At 54.2% G+C, this 16,818-nt stretch carries 17 protein-coding genes and 1 pseudogene; 4 read left to right on the forward strand and 14 right to left on the reverse strand.

Going from position 1 to position 16,818, the window contains the following annotated elements; all coding sequences use genetic code 11:
• Positions 1 to 184: 184 nt before the first annotated feature.
• The 3 genes from ACR0EK_RS10125 to ACR0EK_RS10135 form a co-directional block, all read right to left on the reverse strand.
• Complete coding sequence (locus ACR0EK_RS10125) at positions 185 to 895, reverse strand: transporter substrate-binding domain-containing protein (RefSeq protein ID WP_480967789.1); 711 nt, start codon at positions 893 to 895, stop codon at positions 185 to 187.
• Positions 892 to 1,257, reverse strand: coding sequence for a MerR family transcriptional regulator (locus tag ACR0EK_RS10130; protein ID WP_480483601.1), 366 nt, complete (start codon positions 1,255 to 1,257; stop codon positions 892 to 894). Before ACR0EK_RS10130 ends, ACR0EK_RS10125 begins: the two co-directional genes overlap by 4 nt.
• 321 nt (positions 1,258 to 1,578) lie before the next feature.
• Positions 1,579 to 2,490, reverse strand: coding sequence for a PLP-dependent cysteine synthase family protein (locus ACR0EK_RS10135; RefSeq protein ID WP_480539155.1), 912 nt, complete (start codon positions 2,488 to 2,490; stop codon positions 1,579 to 1,581).
• A 126-nt stretch (positions 2,491 to 2,616) separates the two neighbouring features.
• Between ACR0EK_RS10135 and ACR0EK_RS10140 the strand changes: the two genes are divergently transcribed.
• On the forward strand, positions 2,617 to 2,994 hold the full coding sequence (locus ACR0EK_RS10140; protein WP_480483599.1) for a winged helix-turn-helix transcriptional regulator: 378 nt from the start codon (positions 2,617 to 2,619) through the stop codon (positions 2,992 to 2,994).
• Positions 2,995 to 3,358: 364 nt separating this feature from the next.
• On the opposite strand, the gene ACR0EK_RS10145 is transcribed toward ACR0EK_RS10140, so the two are convergent.
• The 6 genes from ACR0EK_RS10145 to ACR0EK_RS10170 form a co-directional block, all read right to left on the reverse strand.
• Positions 3,359 to 4,036 carry an aspartate/glutamate racemase family protein gene (locus ACR0EK_RS10145; protein ID WP_480483598.1) on the reverse strand — a complete coding sequence of 226 codons (678 nt, stop codon included), beginning with the start codon at positions 4,034 to 4,036 and terminating at the stop codon, positions 3,359 to 3,361.
• 7 nt (positions 4,037 to 4,043) lie between these two features.
• Positions 4,044 to 4,766 (reverse strand): ABC transporter ATP-binding protein, encoded by a 723-nt coding sequence (locus ACR0EK_RS10150; RefSeq protein WP_480899800.1) that lies wholly within the window; start codon positions 4,764 to 4,766, stop codon positions 4,044 to 4,046.
• 3 nt (positions 4,767 to 4,769) lie between these two features.
• Entirely contained in the window at positions 4,770 to 5,552 is a 783-nt protein-coding gene (locus tag ACR0EK_RS10155; protein WP_480495253.1) for an ABC transporter ATP-binding protein, read from the reverse strand.
• Complete coding sequence (locus ACR0EK_RS10160) at positions 5,549 to 6,520, reverse strand: branched-chain amino acid ABC transporter permease (RefSeq protein ID WP_480546035.1); 972 nt, start codon at positions 6,518 to 6,520, stop codon at positions 5,549 to 5,551. The genes ACR0EK_RS10155 and ACR0EK_RS10160 overlap by 4 nt, the downstream gene beginning before the upstream one ends.
• Positions 6,521 to 6,539: 19 nt before the next feature.
• Positions 6,540 to 7,409: a branched-chain amino acid ABC transporter permease gene (locus ACR0EK_RS10165; RefSeq protein WP_480483595.1), complete on the reverse strand. Its 870-nt coding sequence runs from the start codon at positions 7,407 to 7,409 to the stop codon at positions 6,540 to 6,542.
• A 97-nt stretch (positions 7,410 to 7,506) separates the two neighbouring features.
• A complete protein-coding gene (locus tag ACR0EK_RS10170; RefSeq protein WP_480899798.1) occupies positions 7,507 to 8,694 on the reverse strand; it encodes an ABC transporter substrate-binding protein in 1,188 nt (395 codons plus the stop codon).
• Positions 8,695 to 8,922: 228 nt separating this feature from the next.
• Here ACR0EK_RS10170 and ACR0EK_RS10175 point away from each other — a divergent pair, with 228 nt between their 5' ends.
• Positions 8,923 to 9,633: a GntR family transcriptional regulator gene (locus ACR0EK_RS10175; protein WP_480773860.1), complete on the forward strand. Its 711-nt coding sequence runs from the start codon at positions 8,923 to 8,925 to the stop codon at positions 9,631 to 9,633.
• Between the two features lie 54 nt (positions 9,634 to 9,687).
• On the opposite strand, the gene ACR0EK_RS10180 is transcribed toward ACR0EK_RS10175, so the two are convergent.
• From ACR0EK_RS10180 to ACR0EK_RS10190, 3 genes are all read right to left on the reverse strand, one after another.
• Entirely contained in the window at positions 9,688 to 10,371 is a 684-nt protein-coding gene (locus tag ACR0EK_RS10180; RefSeq protein WP_480773859.1) for an IS6 family transposase, read from the reverse strand.
• 529 nt (positions 10,372 to 10,900) lie between these two features.
• Positions 10,901 to 12,010, reverse strand: coding sequence for a ParB/RepB/Spo0J family partition protein (locus tag ACR0EK_RS10185; RefSeq protein WP_480558978.1), 1,110 nt, complete (start codon positions 12,008 to 12,010; stop codon positions 10,901 to 10,903).
• On the reverse strand, positions 12,007 to 13,314 hold the full coding sequence (locus ACR0EK_RS10190; RefSeq protein WP_480483587.1) for an AAA family ATPase: 1,308 nt from the start codon (positions 13,312 to 13,314) through the stop codon (positions 12,007 to 12,009). The genes ACR0EK_RS10185 and ACR0EK_RS10190 overlap by 4 nt, the downstream gene beginning before the upstream one ends.
• Before the next feature lie 469 nt (positions 13,315 to 13,783).
• Here ACR0EK_RS10190 and ACR0EK_RS10195 point away from each other — a divergent pair, with 469 nt between their 5' ends.
• Complete coding sequence (locus ACR0EK_RS10195) at positions 13,784 to 14,467, forward strand: DnaA N-terminal domain-containing protein (protein ID WP_480871452.1); 684 nt, start codon at positions 13,784 to 13,786, stop codon at positions 14,465 to 14,467.
• Positions 14,468 to 14,728: 261 nt separating this feature from the next.
• Positions 14,729 to 15,324 (forward strand): annotated as a pseudogene (locus ACR0EK_RS10200) (IS6 family transposase).
• A gap of 104 nt (positions 15,325 to 15,428) precedes the next feature.
• Here the strand turns inward: ACR0EK_RS10200 and ACR0EK_RS10205 are convergent.
• Both ACR0EK_RS10205 and pssA read right to left on the reverse strand, forming a co-directional pair.
• Positions 15,429 to 16,052: a class I SAM-dependent methyltransferase gene (locus ACR0EK_RS10205; protein ID WP_480773857.1), complete on the reverse strand. Its 624-nt coding sequence runs from the start codon at positions 16,050 to 16,052 to the stop codon at positions 15,429 to 15,431.
• 9 nt (positions 16,053 to 16,061) lie between these two features.
• Positions 16,062 to 16,808 carry a CDP-diacylglycerol--serine O-phosphatidyltransferase gene (gene pssA / locus ACR0EK_RS10210; protein ID WP_480773856.1) on the reverse strand — a complete coding sequence of 249 codons (747 nt, stop codon included), beginning with the start codon at positions 16,806 to 16,808 and terminating at the stop codon, positions 16,062 to 16,064.
• Positions 16,809 to 16,818 lie beyond the last annotated feature (10 nt).

Below are 16,818 nucleotides of genomic sequence, written 5' to 3' on the forward strand. Positions count from 1 at the left end.
GCGTTCTGATCCTCTCGCCCAAGTCCCTACCTACCTGAAGCTACTTCAGGTCAAGCAACTTCTGCAGAAACTCTCACAAAGCCGCCATTCTCGCATCGCGCAGCTTCGGCCACTCTGGCTCGCTGCAAGGCACTTGGGCGGTATCGGACTTTGCGCGCCGCGGCCAAGGTCAGCTTTCGACGTATCAGGCAGCCACCATATCAACTTCGGCAGCCGAGAAACCAAAAGAAGCGACCATGTTCCGATGTGCATCGGTCCCAAGGAATTGCAAAAGAACTGCATCGACTTCGTTCCGCAGGTCTGTGTCGTTCAAACCAAACGCGAACGACCCGAACGCAGGAGGTTTTTCTGAGTCTGGCACAAGGATCAGTTCCAGGTCCCATTCCGGGTTCTGCTCGATAAATCCACCATGCGCTCGACCCACGCTGGCATAGGCATCGGCGGTGCCTTCACAAACAGCTTGTGCGGCCTCGGCATATGTTTCGAAAATCATGATGCGCTCTGCGCTGACGCCAAATTCAATCGCCGAGCGATGCTGAAACTGGTCCCGGATAACCGCCAAACGGATATCAGAATTGTCGGCAACCGATCGATATCCGCTCAAACCCATCTGATTGCCCCCAGCCACCAGGAGCCCGTCGGGTAGCGCCCAGATCGGGCGGCTGAACAATGCGCTCTTCCTGCGTTCTTCCGTTCCAAAAAGACCGGTCGTCATGCGCCATCGGCCATCCCCGACCCCGGGCAAGAGTTCAGCAAATTCCGTTTCTACCATTTCAAAACCGGCAATGCCAAGTTGCGCCAATACATACCGCGCGAGTTCAACGTCACAGCCCGTGACGAGGCCTGTTGCATCGACGTAATTGAACGGCGGTTCGATCAGGTAGGCAAACTTCATGGGTCATCCTCTTTGGTGTCCGGGCCATAGCTGGCGATCTTGATGGCGAGGATACTTTCGCATTTTTCGAGAGTAGCGCGTTTGGCTTTTAGCGTTGACGCGTGGCCCAACAGGATTTGTCGCCGTTCTTCGATACCTGCATCGCCCGCTTTGGCAAGAGTCGTAAACCGACGCATTTGCTTGAGTGGCATGCCGGTTTCGCGCAGCCAATAGAGCAGAGTCAGCCACTCGACCAAACGAGGCGTAAACCGACGATGTCCATCGGTGCCACGCTCGATCTCTGGCAGCATTCCCGACTTCTCGTAGAACCTTATAGTATGTGCGGATAGCCCACAGGCTTCCGCCGCTTCAGCAATTCTCATCTTCGCAAATGTTCCTCTGATCTCTGGGTAGCGAGTTAGAGCCACTCTAAGTCAATAGCGACTTTTGAAAAGCTGGCATTCGTGCAGAGTGCGGTATCTGTCAAACTGGGCTCTGGGCGGTCATCGAAGGCGGAGCAGCATCTGAATTAAGAGAGATCTGTGGAGCCATCGAGGACGGCCCAAACCAATCTCTCAGCGCAACCCCATACTCTACGGTCGCTGCCCGAAATTCAGACATTCGCTGCAGGCACGAAAGGTAGGATCACCGCAAGGTCAGCAGCGCGAACAAAGCTGGCATCGACAATTCGTGTTTGAGATCCACTACCGATGCAAGTCTCCGTTCAAGTATCGCAGACCGGTGTCGATGATCACGGTCACTACGGTTTTGCCCGGTCCAAGTTCCTTGGCCTTTTTCAGGGCCGCCCAGATGTTTGCACCTGACGTCACACCGCCAAGCAAACCTTCCTGGCCAGCGAGCGCCCGGGCCCCCCAATAGGCGTCTTCATCCTTCACTGGAATAACATCATCAATGAGGTCCCTGCGCAGGATCTTCGGCACGAAGGATAAGCCTATCCCCTCGAGCTTGTGCGTACCACTGGTGTCACCTCCTGAGAGGTTGCGCACGTAGTAGGGCTCCACGGCGACAATTTCGGTGTTGGGATTGTGCGTCTTCAAGACCTCAGCATTGCCCGAAATGCAACCGCCACCGCCCGCAGCCATGACGAAGGCATGTACGGGAGTGTTTACTTGGCTCAGAATTTCCTGAGCCATATCGTGATACCCCAGCTTGTTATCTATGTTGTTCACCTGATCCGGCCAAAACGTGCCTGGTTCACCGGCCAGTTCTTTTGCGCGCACGATCATCCGGTCGAGTACATCCGCAGTCAGCACGCCGCCCTCAGCGTGGACAATTTCCACTTCCGCGCCGAACGCTCTCATCGTTTGTAGCTTTTCCTCGGAGAACCCGTTTGAAGACACAAAGTGGGCCTTATACCCGCGAGTGGCACAGACCATCGCCAGCGAGCTTCCGGTGCTGCCACCAGTGTACTCGACAACGCGCCCACCGGGCTTCAACTCTCCGCGCCGTTCGGCCCCTTCGATCATCGACAAGGCCATGCGGTCTTTCATACTGCCCGTTGGGTTGGCCCCTTCCCACTTCACATAGATGTCGGCGTGATCGGGTCCTGTCAGATGGGACAGTTTGATGAGTGGGGTATTGCCGATGGTGGTCATTTTGGAGCCTTTCGCGGACTGTCATCACCAGCGGCTTCCATAAATTAAGTCACAATCCGAGTCAAACTTCCATTTTTTAAGTAACTGCACTAAGTTCAACAAATTGACAGCTAACATGAGGACGGAATGACCCAAACAGAGCATGAGTTTCGTTCCCGATGCTCGATTGCGCGCAGCCTTGAGATCCTTGGTGACAAATGGACCCTGCTGGTGGTGCGAGACCTGTTGTGGCACGGAAAACATACATTCCAGGAATTGCAGAACAGTGAGGAACACCTGCCCCCAAACCTTCTGTCTCAACGACTAAAGCGGTTGATGGAGTGGGGGCTTGTGGAGCGGGAGGCCTATCAGGTCAGGCCTGTGCGCTATCGTTACATGCTTACCGACCGGGGGCGAGCGTTAGAGCCAACCTTGTTGGGGATCATGAACTGGGGGCACTTGCACTTAGGGGGAGGACTGTTCGACCCAACGCTTGGCAAGACAGTGGCTGGAACATCGGTCTGAGTTTCCAGACACGTTCGTTCTGGGTTCGTAGCAGACCTGGGAGCATGCGCGTCAACTAGATTCCAGAGTTTGCGACACATCCTCGGCATGTCCGAAGCAGAATACCAACGGCTTCGCGATCTGACCAGCGAATGGCGTTTCGGCAACAACTATCTGCTGACGATCCTCCTGGAACACTTAGACGATGTTGTGGACAGGAGGCTTGGAGCACCGTGATGGCGGACTTCATCGAGGAATACGGTCAGCCGGAAAGCGGCAGATTGCGTTAGCTGACGATGAGGCCCGGCCGATAGTGTTGAAAAACTCTGATTTTGCCCAAAAGTGGTGGAATAGTTGGCCGTAGAGAGCAAGTCGAAGACCCCGGCTAGGCGTAAGAACACAGCTTCGACGTCGTCAATCTGGATTTGACCAAGGCTTCGGCAAAGGTGACGGCACAGGCAACACCATCAACAACTGGTAAACCAAACTCCTCGGATAATTGTGACATCAAGTCTGTCATTCCGGCACAACCCAGAACGATGGCTTCAGCTTTGTCCTCGTCAATGGCGGCGCGAATTTCAGCCCGTATCTTATCTATTGTCGCCGGATCGTTTTCCTCAAGCTTCAGAACCGGCACGTCCGATGCCCGAACCCGGGCACATCTGCGATCCAGGCCATATTTCAGCAAATTGGTTTCCAACCCAGCCAGAGATCGGGACAGCGTAGTAATGACGCTGAATTTTGGACTGATCATGGAGGCCGCGTGATAGGCGGCCTCACCAACACCAACGACCGGAGCCGAGGTGATGCAACGTACAGCGTCGACGCCTGTGTCATCGAAACAGGCCACTACGATGCCATCCACATCCGGATGCTGCTTGACCACATCCAACAAGCCCGGAACACAAGTAGAGACATCCAGATAGCCCTGTATGCTGGCGGGACCGTCTTGCGAAGTGGCAGCAATAATCATGGTTTCAGGATGCGCAGCCGCCCGCGCTGCCTCTTCTATCTTTCGCGTCATGGAACTGGTGGTGTTGGGATTGACGACTAGAAGTTTCACAACGTCCTCACATTTCTCCGCCCAGATAGGCGGCTTTGATCCGGGGATCAGTCAACAGCTCTTTGGAATTGCCCGAGATCACCACATTTCCTGTGGTTAGTGCATAGGCACGGTGCGAAATCGAAAGCGCCATGCGCGAGTTCTGTTCGACCAGCAGCACAGACACACCTTCGTCCCGGTTGATAGCTACAATAGACCGCGCAATGTCTTGCACCAGCTTGGGCGCAATTCCCAACGACGGCTCATCCAGCAACAGAAGGCGTGGCTTTGCCATCAGAGCGCGCCCGATCACCATCATCTGCTGCTCGCCACCCGACAAGGTTCCTGCCGACTGGCTGTAGCGCTCTTTCAGACGCGGAAACCGTGCCAGAACCGAATCCAGAGTCCGCTGAACATCCGCTTTGTCCGAGCGGGTAAACGCCCCCATCAGAAGATTGTCTTTTACCGACATGTACGGGAAGACGCGCCGCCCTTCGGGCACCATAGCGATGCCTTTCGAGACGATCTCGGCCGGATTGGTTCCGGCAATCTGTTCGCCCTCGAACGCAACCGAACCGGATTTGATCTTCGCCAGCCCAGTGATCGCCCGCAGGATCGAGCTTTTGCCTGCCCCATTGGCACCGATCAGAGCAACCGTTTCGCCTTGCTCAAGATCTATTGATACCCCTTTAAGGGCATAGACGTGATCGTAGTAAAGCTCGACATCCTTGAAATCTAACATTTTGGTCATGGCTCAGATCCCAATCTCGTCGTCGGCGCTGCCCAGATAGGCTTCGATAACTTTTTCGTTGTTCTGGATTTCTACCGGTGTGCCCTCGGCGATCATCTCACCGAAATTCAGCACAACGATCCGGTCCGAGATATTCATCACCGCAGGCATGTCATGTTCTACCAGTAGAACGGTCACCCCCCGGTCATCTCGCACCTTGCGCACCAGATTGACCATCTTCATGGTCTCGTCATGGTTCATCCCGGCGAAGGGTTCATCCAGCAGCAACACCTTGGGATCGGTTGCCAGACCAATCGCGATCCCCAACGCCCGCAGGTTGCCCTGTGGCAGGTTTGAGGCCTGTTCGTTTGCGATCTCGGTCATGCCGAGGAATTCGATCAGATCGTCGGCATATTGCCCGAAACTGTCGACATCTTCATGCGCCGTTTTTGTGCCCCAGAAATACCCGGCCAACGAAGCACGGGCCCGTAAGTGCTGAGCGACAATGATGCTTTCGCGCACTGTCATGGATTTGAAGATCGTCGTTTCCTGAAACGTGCGGACAACACCTTTGCGCGCCACTGCGTGTGGTTTCAGGTTTGAAATCCTCTCGCCCTTGAACAGCACCTCTCCGGTCGTGGTCGGCAGGAAGGACGAAATCATCTTGAACAGCGTGCTTTTACCCGCACCGTTCGGTCCGATCACCGACAGGATCTCGTTTTCATTGACGTTGAACGAGATGTTGCTGTTCGCGGTCAGGCCACCGAATTTCTTGGTGACATGGCGGACTTCCAGAAGATGGCTCATTTGTCCTCTCCTTTCTTGCCAGGCAGACGCAGGCTGAGCAGCCCGTTGGGCAGGAACAGCATCAGGATGATCAGCAAGCTGGAATAGGCCAGCAGCTGGAAGCGGCCCAACTCGAACAACAGGTCCCAGCCAAAATACAGGACCAGCGTGCCCAACATCGGGCCAAACACATATCCCAGACCACCGAGGAAGCAATTCAGCATGAAGTTCACACTGTCGGCGACCTGAAAGCTGGACGGATAAACCGATTGCGCGATCGATCCGAACATCGCACCGCCAATGCCGCCCAGAAAGGACGAGATGGCAAAGACGATGACCCGGATATACGAGATGTTCACACCTATGGAGCTGGCCAGTTCCTCATTCTGCTGCATCGAGCGGCAAAGGTGGCCAAGGCGCGAATTCACCAGCCGGTACATGGCGGCAAAGGTCAGGACCATCAGAACACAGGCGGTGTAGTAGAAGGCCAGTCTTGGGTTCTCCAGTGTTCCGAAATCGGGTATCAGAGGGATACCCAGGATCGACACCCCGCCCGGAAGCGGGATCGAGGTGATGCCCTTGGCACCATTCGTGACAGGCAAGGCAAGCGCAGTCAGGGTGACGACCTGTGTCAGCACCAGCGAGATCATTGCAAAATACACGCCCCGCAGCCGCAGGATCGGCAGACCGATCAGAACCGCCACACCGGCTGCAAAGAGGCCCGCAAGCGGCAGGGACAGCCAGAACGAAATGCCAGCCTTGGTCACCAGAATGGCCGAGACATAAGCTCCGATCAGGGCAAAGGCGCCCTGCCCTATGTTAATGCGGCCGATATAGAAGGTCAGCCAGACACCGGCACTGGCGATCGACAGCAGCGCTACCGAGGTCAGCGTGTAGTACAGGTCAGACCGTCCGGAGGCGGCGACAAAGCCGGGAACCGCGATGAAGATGGCCAGCAGGAAGACCGCCACACCGGCCCATTGGATCATTGAAAATTTTGGCACTGCGTTATCCCCACGGTTTGCCCATCAGGCCCTGCGGGCGGATGGCCAGGAAAATCATCAGCGAGACGAAGATCAGCAGATAGGTGATATCGCCATATTGCGAGAGCACCGCTAAACCGATGGCTTCCATGAAGCCAAGGATGATACCGCCTGCGATTGCGCCGGAAATCACACCTGCGCCGCCGATCATGACCATCATGAAAGCCTTGATTGAGGTCGGTCCGCCCATACCCAGATTGACGCCGGTAATAGTCACGAGCAGACCGCCGACCAGACCAGCCAGCATTGCGCCCAATGCAAATCCAATCATGGAGTAGCGAGCAACATTGACTCCCATCAGTTGGGCCGCGGTTCTGTCCTGCGCCAGCGCACGCAGGGCGCGGCCGGTTTTGGAATACTGCATAAACAGGATGAAAGTGACGATCGACAGAATAGCCAGCACGCAGATCAAAATACGGTCATATGGCATGATCAACTTGAAATCCCAGTTGAAAACCCCGTTGACGATCTTGGGCACACCGCGCTGTTTTTCTCCAAAGACCAGCAGGATGACCGCGTCAAACAGAAACGCCAGTCCCGCCGCCAACAGCATTGTGCTTTCTTCGCGCGATGACCGTCGTATGACTGGGGCGAACAGAAACCGTTCTATCAGTGCGCCGAGCACGGCCAGAGTGATACAGGACGCCAGCAGCGCAAGGATGAAAGGCCAGCCAAGTTGTCCGTAGAAGGTGTAGGTCACAAAGCCGCCGAGAACGTACATCTGTCCGTGAGCAAAATTCAGTACGTTCATCAGGGCAAAGATCAGCGTCAGACCCAAGGCGATCATCGCATATTGCGCGCCCAGATAGATGCCGTTTGCTAGTATCTGTTCCATGATAGTCCCGCGTTAGGTTCGGGTTTCCCGGGCCGATCATCAGCCCGGGAGTTTGAGTGGCTCGTTAGGCTTTCGCCTTGTCGTGGGGAGTTCTGCCTCAGTCGACTTCAGCGACAAAGAGTGTTTCAAACTGTCCGTCCTGGTAGACATTCACTACCAGCGGGACCGCAATCTGACGCTTTTGTCCGAAGGAGGTTGTTCCGACGTACCGCATTACGGCGTCGCCTTTCATGAAAGGGTTCGGTGCTTCGAACGTGTCCATCGTGGTCTGGAACGCCTTGACGTCGTCAATGCCCGCCGGGTTGGCGTTCAAAGTCGCCAGAATATACTCCAGCGCATAGACCTTGGTATTCGATTCATCGTTATATTCGCCGAACATATCAGTGTAACGCTTGACGAATTCCTTCATGTCGTCCGATGCGATTTCAGGCGTCGATGCACCGCCGACCGAGATGAACCCGTTGGCCAGATCGCCCGCACCTTCGCGCAGAACCGTCGCATCCTGCGCGGTCTCGGTCGAGATGATGCCCTGATACCCCAGTTCGCGCGCAGACCGGATCAACTGAGGTGCATTGGCCGGCGAGACGCCGGACAGAACCAGCAAATCAGGCTGCGTGCGCATTACAGGCGTCAGAACCGGGGTAAAATCTGTCGTGTCCACCTGATACGTCACGTTGTCAGACACAACTTCAAGACCCAGCGCATTTGCCGCTGCGATCCCTCCATCCCGCTGGCTCAGCGGATCAGACTCGTTGGCAGCAACAAAGGCCACGCTCTTTACTCCTTTTTCGTCGCGCAGGTATTCGTAAATCGCCGGGCCGGATTGATAGTTCGCAACCATGCCCAAAACCGCATTGGACGCCGGAGCGGTATAAAGCTCTTTCGGGAAGGCATATGGGAAATACATGATCCCTTTTGCTTCGGCAACTGGGCGCACGGCGGCTGCGCCGTCATCCACATTCGGACCAACCACATAGTGGATCCCTTCCTGCGCCATCTTCTCCATGCCTGCGATTGCGCGCTTGGGGTCTTTCTGGTCATCGAACGAGACGATTTCGATGTCGTATGTGGTATCGCCAATCTTGTAGCCCCCGGATTCGTTGATCCAGTCAGCCCGCGCCTCCATCGAGCGCTGGTTCGAGATGCCCCAGGCCGCTGCCGGACCTGAAGTCACACCAACAAAGCCAATCTTAAGAACCGGGTTTTCCGCCCAGGCGGTGGAGCCCAGAACGGATATGGCCATCGCCAGGGCCGCCGATGATTTCATCAGATTTCTGCGTTTCATTGTTTCCTCCCTATTGAGGTTTGGGCGCCTCTTTTGTGCGCTTGCAAAGGTTATTGAGTCACAGGTCGAATCCCGGTGATGTTGTTAAACTCAGCATTGTTAACAATCTATGTCAACATTTTTAATCAACGGCAGTGTTGATATTGTGAACAAATGCTCAATATATTGTCATTCGGAAGCCGTGCGTCTAATAAAAACGAACATGAATTCCAGCCAAATCGGAACAAGATGACAGACGCCCAACAAAAACTCGACACCGTCCAATCTGATCCGGATGAGCAATTGATCGTCGATCGAATTTATTCCGCGGTTATGGAACAGAAGCTGGCTCCACGAACCAAATTGAGTGAACAAACCTTATGTGAGACCTTTGGCGTTGGTCGCATGCGCGTCCGCCGCGCGTTGTTGTTATTGAGCAGCCAAGGCATTGTTGAACTTCATTCCAACCGCGGTGCCTTTATAGCCTGTCCAAGCCCTGACGAAGCTCGAGAGGTTTTTGAGGCCCGCTTGATGATTGAGTCTGGCATCGTACGTACACTAGCACATGAAAACGGCAGCCTGGGAATCGACGCATTACGGACACATGTCAAAGAAGAAGATAAGGCTCGGGCAGCTAATGATCGAACCGAGATTATTCGGCTCTCAGGTGAGTTTCATGTGGAGCTGGCCAAATGCCACAACAATACGGTACTCACACGCATTGTCCGCGAGCTGGTAACCCGGTCGTCTCTGATCGTGGCATTGTTCGGAACCAACAGAGACTCTTCGTGCCCCGATGATGAGCACGCTTCGATCATTAATGCGATCTTGAGTGGTGATCCAAAATCCGCGGAAGACAACATCCAACACCATCTCCTTCACGTAAAAAACAGTCTGGATCTGGAACAAACCCGAAAGGTTGAACCCGATCTGGCTAAGATACTCACCGGGCGCATGTAATTGGATCTGTTGCAAACTTTTGGAATGACTAGAGTAGCAACTAACCGGACACACCTATCCTGCGATCTCCGCAAATATCTGAAATCCCGACGTCGTAGCGTTGGGGAACTGCTGCTTTCGGATCATGTTTGCGACCTCGATGCCGTCCAGAATAGCCGATGCGGACCTGAACGATTTGAACCCGCACATGTGCCGCACGCAACGCTTGATAAACCGATAATCCTGCTCGGTCAGGTTATTCAAATACTTTGACCTGACTGTTTGAATTTTGGCAGGGCAACCAAACCGATTAAGCATTTTGTTCACCTCTCGAATGCCCGCTGCGTTGGTTCCGCTTTTGTCGATGACGATCTTGCTCGGGATTCCATTTGAAGACAGCGCTTTGGCAAAGAACCTAGCTGCCGCTGGACGGTTCCTCCGCTCAGACAGCATAAAATCAAGAGTATCTGCTGCCTTGTCGACAGCCCTGTAAAGGTACATCCAATTGCTGCGAACACGAACATATGTCTCGTCCATGCGCCAAGAGCTCGGCGTTGGGCGTTTCTTCGATTGCGATCTTGCTGCGATCATCGGTGAATACCTCACGACCCACCTGATGAGAGCGGCATGGTCCACCTGAACGCCGCGTTCTGCCAGGATTTCTTCTAAGTCCCGATACGACACCGTGTAACGCAGGTAGAAGTACACAGCGTACAAAACAGCATCCTTGGGGAAATGACAGCCCTTCAATGAGATCATGCTCAAACAACCTGTTCAAAACTGTTCGACGAGTACAAACCTCAGATCACACATGCGCGTCAACCAGACCCCAGAGTTCGCGACACATCTTTTTGGGTGCTAAGCCAGCGCTGTTGGCATATATTGTAGTTTTTGCAAGTGGCTAACACTACATGTGCCTCAAATCACAACCGACTGATCTTCGACTGTAAACATCGCAACGATGCCTGCGCACTAGGTAAGTTTGACGTTCGGCGGGTCGGCGGGGTAAGCGCGACGCTCCCGGCGCCGCCTGTTTTCGACAGAACGGAGATACATGCCTAAGCAGATTATGTCCATAATCGATATTTTGAGAAACTTCATACTTGGTTTCACAGCAAGCTTTGATATGCCGGTTACCCTGTTCACGCCATGGCCCGCGCCCTCCGGTTCAGCTTGGACAGTAGATGTACCCGACAATGTCACTTAAGGCCCCTACCCTTTGCGCGGCAAAACAAAAAAGGCGCCGAAACCTTTCCGACGCCTTCACCTGACTTGCCAGGTCGTGATCTTACCCGTGGGTAAGATCATCTTCCTCGGGAAGCGCATCGAGCAGCGCAGCAATTGCTGCCTCCAGTTTGCTTCGATCAACGCGGGTAAAATCCAGATCATACCGCACCTCGATCCTTCCACTAGAAGCAGCACATTTCGCGATCCCTGCCCTGCCCGAAACCTGAAAAGTTGTTTTCGCGCGGCGTGGTTTACCTGCACTGGCGGCCTCCGTCTTCTTCGAGGACACAGCTTCTGGCTCACCTAGAAATGACCTAAGAATTGCGACTTCACGCGCGCCATCCCGATCAGGCTCACTCTTCAGTGCCTCGCTTACCTGGCGAACCAGACCTGGCGTCGCGTCAAATTTGCGCTTTAGCTCAACACCCACGTTTCGCGGAATGTCGTTCGGGTGGGTCAGAACTTTGTCCAACATTAGCAGCAAACTGGCAAAAGACCGGATATAGCTGCGCTTTGTGTAGCTGGCAGATTTGAACAGCGTGGACACCGCCTTGTCGACATCCGGACAGTCATTCGCAGGGTCTTCGGAATATGCACGGGCGAGGGCGCCCATTTCCGCAAATGAGATATCCTTTCGGATCAGGTTCTCGTCGACCATACGCCGATAACTGTTGTCCAGATCACCCGCATCAGAAATCCCCGCTGGAATTCTGGCATAGGTTTCGTCACCGGTCTCATCGTACAAGGCACGATAGGCAGACAAACGGCGCATGCCCTGGATCAATTCATACAGCCCGTCCGACCTGCGCTCCAGGCGGATCGGGTTGGACAAGCCGATCTCCCTAATAGAGTCCTTTAGTTCATCCAGTTCTGGATCGGGACCGGGTTTGCGATCTCGTGTCAGCTTTTCCGTTACAACGTCGTTCAGCACCACTCGTTCTGTCACCAAACCTTCGGCTCTCAGCCGAACCAGTTCGTGTGCAAGACGATCGTTTTCTGCACGGATGGATTGCTCTGTCGATTGTTGATCACGCAAAGCGTCGGCATTTTCCGAAATTGCAGCGGCCATTGGGCCACGTCGTTTTTCGAAAACTTTATCCGGCACCTTACCAACAGGAATGTCATCCATAGCCGGTAAATCAATATCGAACATTCTCCGCTTGCGGCTCATGCGTCATCCTCCACCTTGTCCCAGGCCGATAACATTACGCCCCGGAATTCCTCATACACATTGTCGAAAGTTGAGCGGGCGCGCCGCCAGGTTTCGCGAGTCATTTCGCGGTAGTCCATTTCGTAGACCGAGCTCAGAAAACGTCCAGACTGCTCCACCGCACGGGTCATTTCCACCGGGTGCTGTGCGACGTGCTCGCCAAATACCTTCTTAAAGGCATCAAACATCGCCAGATGCAGCGCATTGCCCGGTTCATACCGCGTCAACAGGAACCGCAACTCACAGAAGGTTTTGGGCAACCCAATCTTACCCGTGGGTAAGGTCTTGTCGAACCCATAGGCCAGATCTTCCAACGCTTCTGCCAATTGGCCGATGAACGATGTGGTCGAGTCATACTCCCAATATCCGGGCCCAGAAGGGATATAAAGCATGTCTGCGGCAAAGACCGCGTTCATAGACTGGTACCCGATTGCGGGCGGACAATCGAACAGGATAAGGTCATAGGCGTCATCCGGAATCTGATCCAGATACCGGGACACCGCCGCAAAGAAGGACCATTCGGGATTCAGGTGCCGGTACTGGGCCGACGCAAATTCAACAAAGGCTGCGTTCGCACAGGAAGGTATCGCATCGATCGTCGACCAGGAGGTCTTCTTGATGAAATCAGCAATTCGCAGATCGCCCAGGCCCATATCTGTTATCGCGGGCGGCAACTCCCGGCGGGGCAGAGCGGTTCCCGATTCTGCAGCGGCGGGGCGGTTATTCATGCGTTCTGTTTCACGAATGAGGTCACGCGCCATGATCCCCCAGACCGTATAATCTTCGGCCACATCCGTCAGCCCCATCGAATGGCTTAGTGTTGCCTGAGGGTCGAAATCCACCACAAGGACCCGATACCCATCCAGGGCGGCTGCATGGGCAAGATGCAGCGCCACGGTCGACTTTCCCGCGCCACCCTTGAAGTTTGCGACAGCCGCACGAATGGCGCGCTTGCCTTCAGGGCGAGGGGGCATCAGTGACTTGCGATTAATCTTGAGCCGTCGCCGAAGCTCGTTCACCTCTTCCAGGCTGAACCAGCGCTGACGCCCGTCGGGCTCAACTTCTCCACCAGGTAGGGAAGGATCGGCTGCAAGCTTTCCGCGAAAGGTTGACTGGTTCACCCGGAAGATCAGTTCGGACACTTCCCAGCTGGAAAACCGGCGGAGCGTTTTCTCCATCTCAGGGCTAAAGGTCTGCTGGCGAATCCACCCCTGCAACTTGAGGGACTGATTGCGCAATGCGTTCAGGTCTTCGTGCGTGTACATGCCTCGGGTCTCTTAGTTTGGAACGTAAATTTCTGCTCGTTTCCTATTTACGCTTGATTTGCACTTTACGCAAAAGAAATTATGATGAGAGTACGATCTTACCCACGGGTAAGAAAACAAGGCGTAAAAACACCCGAAGCGATTCGACCGCCCCAGTTGGAACAAAAAGATCAAGACAGCCCTATCCAGCCAGTATTTAGGGGGACGGACCGAAGGAAATAACCACATATAGGGGGACACAAAGACCCAATAAAGGGACACACAGAATGTCCCCCATCACCAATATTTCACCAAATTTCTTTTCGGTTTTTGAGTTTGATCTGCGCAAGATCTCGCGATGTTCCAGTCTTGGCTTGACAGAATCGAAGCTTTGGACGCTAATTAGGCCAAGATGACGAAAAGCGTTGGCAAACGGCGCGAGATTGGCGGGACACACCCGCCAGAGGCAGACTGAGCGGTGAGAACGGATATGCAGCTTGCGAAACCGGTCGGGCGAAATGCGCCGGCTTTGAAATATGATATACTATCTGCTCTGACCGTTCATGCGCTGTCAGGCGACAAGCACCGACAACGAAGTATTTTGCGTATCATTTCGTTGATTACGACCCGGTATAACTGGCGCAACAACGAATTATCCATTGGACGGGAAGAAATTTCGCGCCTGTGGGCAGTGAACGAAAGAACCGTAAAGCGCGAAATGTCCAGATTTCGCACATTAGGTTGGGTAACGGTAAAACGGCCCGCTGCGCGGGGTCGTGTAGCCGTGTACGAGATCGATCTGAAACAAATCCTGATTGACACCGAAGAGGTGTGGTCTGTTATCGGATCGGACTTTCAAGCCCGGATGACTGACGTGCCGGAACCCGAAACGAATGTCGTACCCTTTGCAACCAAACCCAGTACCCCTGACAGCCCAGCTGGGGATGTGTGGTCGCAGGTACAGGCGATTCTACACGGTCGCGATCCGGAACTGTGGGCAAGCTGGTTTCAACATCTGTCCGAAGCTGAAAGGGCAGGGGGGCGTGTTGTCCTTATCGCACCGTCACGATTCATGGCCGATTATATTTCGCAGAAGTGGTCGGCGCGACTTCTGGCCGCCTACAGCCGTATTGATCCCAGCATCAGGACGGTTCGCGTGGACGCAGCTGAGTAACTGTCTTCGGCCTTGTTGCCCAATTGTCGAACGTACGTGATCTCATGTTCGGTCCCATCGAGTAGTTTCCGAACAGTCTTCAAGAAGATCAGCAAAGGTCAATTCAAGCCCATATTCCGTCTTTTTCAGCAGTTCAGCCAACTGGCTGGACAATCGTCCCTCCAGCTTCATGTATGCAGATCTCAGAGAAGTTTGCGAAAGAACCTAACTCGACGGTATTGCCAAGTTGTTCACGTTGAATGATCCAGCTATGTCGCGCTAATGAACATCCCAACGATCATGCCACTCCTGAAAGGTTTTCGCTTTCCTCGTGAGATCATTGCTTACGCGGTCTGGGCTTACCATCGCTTTGGGTTGAGCACAGCTGACGTTGAGGATCTGTTGGCTGCTCGGGGCGTGATCGTAAGCCGGGAAGCAGTTCGGCTATGGGTCAATCGCTTCGGTTGACACTTTGTAGATTGTATCAGACGGGATCGTCCATGGCCGAATGACAAGTGGCACATGGACGAAGTCGTAATCATGATCCGTGGCAACAAACACTGGTTGTGGCGGGCGATCGCCGCAAATTGCGCAGCTATATCAAACCAATCAAAGTACTGGCACCGGACGCTGACCATCATGCCCACAAAGGTCTGAATAACGCCATCGAAGTGTCGCACCAACCAACCCGCAAACGAGAAAAGATCATGGGCCAGTTCAAGTCTCACCTACAGGTTCAGAGATTTCTCTCAGCGCATGACCAAATCAACCTGGTCTTCCGCCCCAGCCGATATCAACTCACCGCAAACTCATACCACCACGCTCGCACGGACGCATTCAGCCTCTGGGACGAGTACACTGCGGAAATGACCGCTTGATCCTGTCTTCGCCAATACCTCACATGCTCGGGTCATCAACTTGGCAATACCTGTCATTCTGCTCGGCTTCCTGTTTTCGGCGGCGCTAATTTTTTATTAGAACCCTATGCAACCCCTGATTTTCTCAAAACCAGAAAGGTCATCATCCCGATCGGTGGTAGGGCTCTTTGCTCTTCGACAGTTAGCGCTTGCTCTTGTAATACCGTGTCGATTTCGAAGTCAGAATGCCAACCGATTGTGTTAGCGACTGGCGCAAACGCGCGTTCCAAGGTTGCCAGCAGACCTCGCTCTCGTTTGAAATGGTTCGTAATCACCACACTGCCGCCGGGTTTACAGACCCTCACAATTTCCGCCATTACCTTTTCCGGTTCTGGAACGACGGACAGCACATGCATCGCTGCAACCGTATCGAAATGGTTGTCTGGGAAATCAAGCGCGCGGGCATCCATTTGCCTTAGCTCCGCAACGTGGCTCAGGGATAAATCTCTTACCTTGCCGCGTGCTTTTTGCAGCATGTCCTCGCTGAAGTCGATTCCGGTCACCTGAGTCCTGGGTCCGTAATGTTCCAGTGACAGCCCGGTGCCCACGCCAACCTCCAGAACCTTGCCAGGACGTCTGTTGATATAGTCAACCGCATGCTGCCGCCCGACATTGGTGACGGCCCCAAACGTCTTGTCATAGACGGGTGCCCAGCGAGCGTAAGAGGTTTGAACGGCTTTGATGTCCATATCGTATCCTTAACGGTTAGAAGGTGCTTCCCTGTCAATCCACGCCCAGGCGACCATTCCCACATATCCGACACAAAGCGCGATCAGCGTGGCCCAGGCAAAGGTCAGCAGCGCGGCGCCAACAACAGCGACACCGATGAGAAAAAACTTCGCGTTCTCGCGTGAAATCCGCGTGGTTTTAAAAGACCAGGTCGGTATGCGACTGATAAGCAAAAGACCAATGATCACGATGAAGAGGCAAATCAATATACTGGGCAGCGCGGGCGCATCCGCGAAAGCGAAGGACAGATACATTGGCAACATGACCAGCAGCGCCCCTGCAGGGGCCGGAACCCCCTCGAAATAAGCGCTGTCATGTTCGCAGGTCTCGGACTTGCTGCCCACATTGAACCGAGCAAGGCGCATAACGCAGCACACCGCAAAAAACAGCACGGCGAGCCATGCAGCACTGGGTACATCCTGCAAAGCCCAGAAATAGAGAACAAGCGGCGGGGCAACACCGAAGTTCAAGAAATCCGCAAGCGAATCCAGTTCTGCCCCGATTTTGCTGTCACTGCTGAGCAAGCGCGCAATGCGCCCGTCCAACCCATCCAGCACACAAGCGGCTATAATCAACTGCACCGCAAGCTCGTAGTTGCCCTGAACGCCAAATCTGATTGCCGACAGGCCCGCGCAAATGGCTGTTATTGTCAGTGCATTGGGCAGCAAATGAATCAGCGCAAACCCGGTCTCTTCCTGTTCGGATGGTTCTGTCACTGATCCAGCC

It is taken from the genome of Ruegeria sp. AE4 (genome assembly GCF_056542185.1).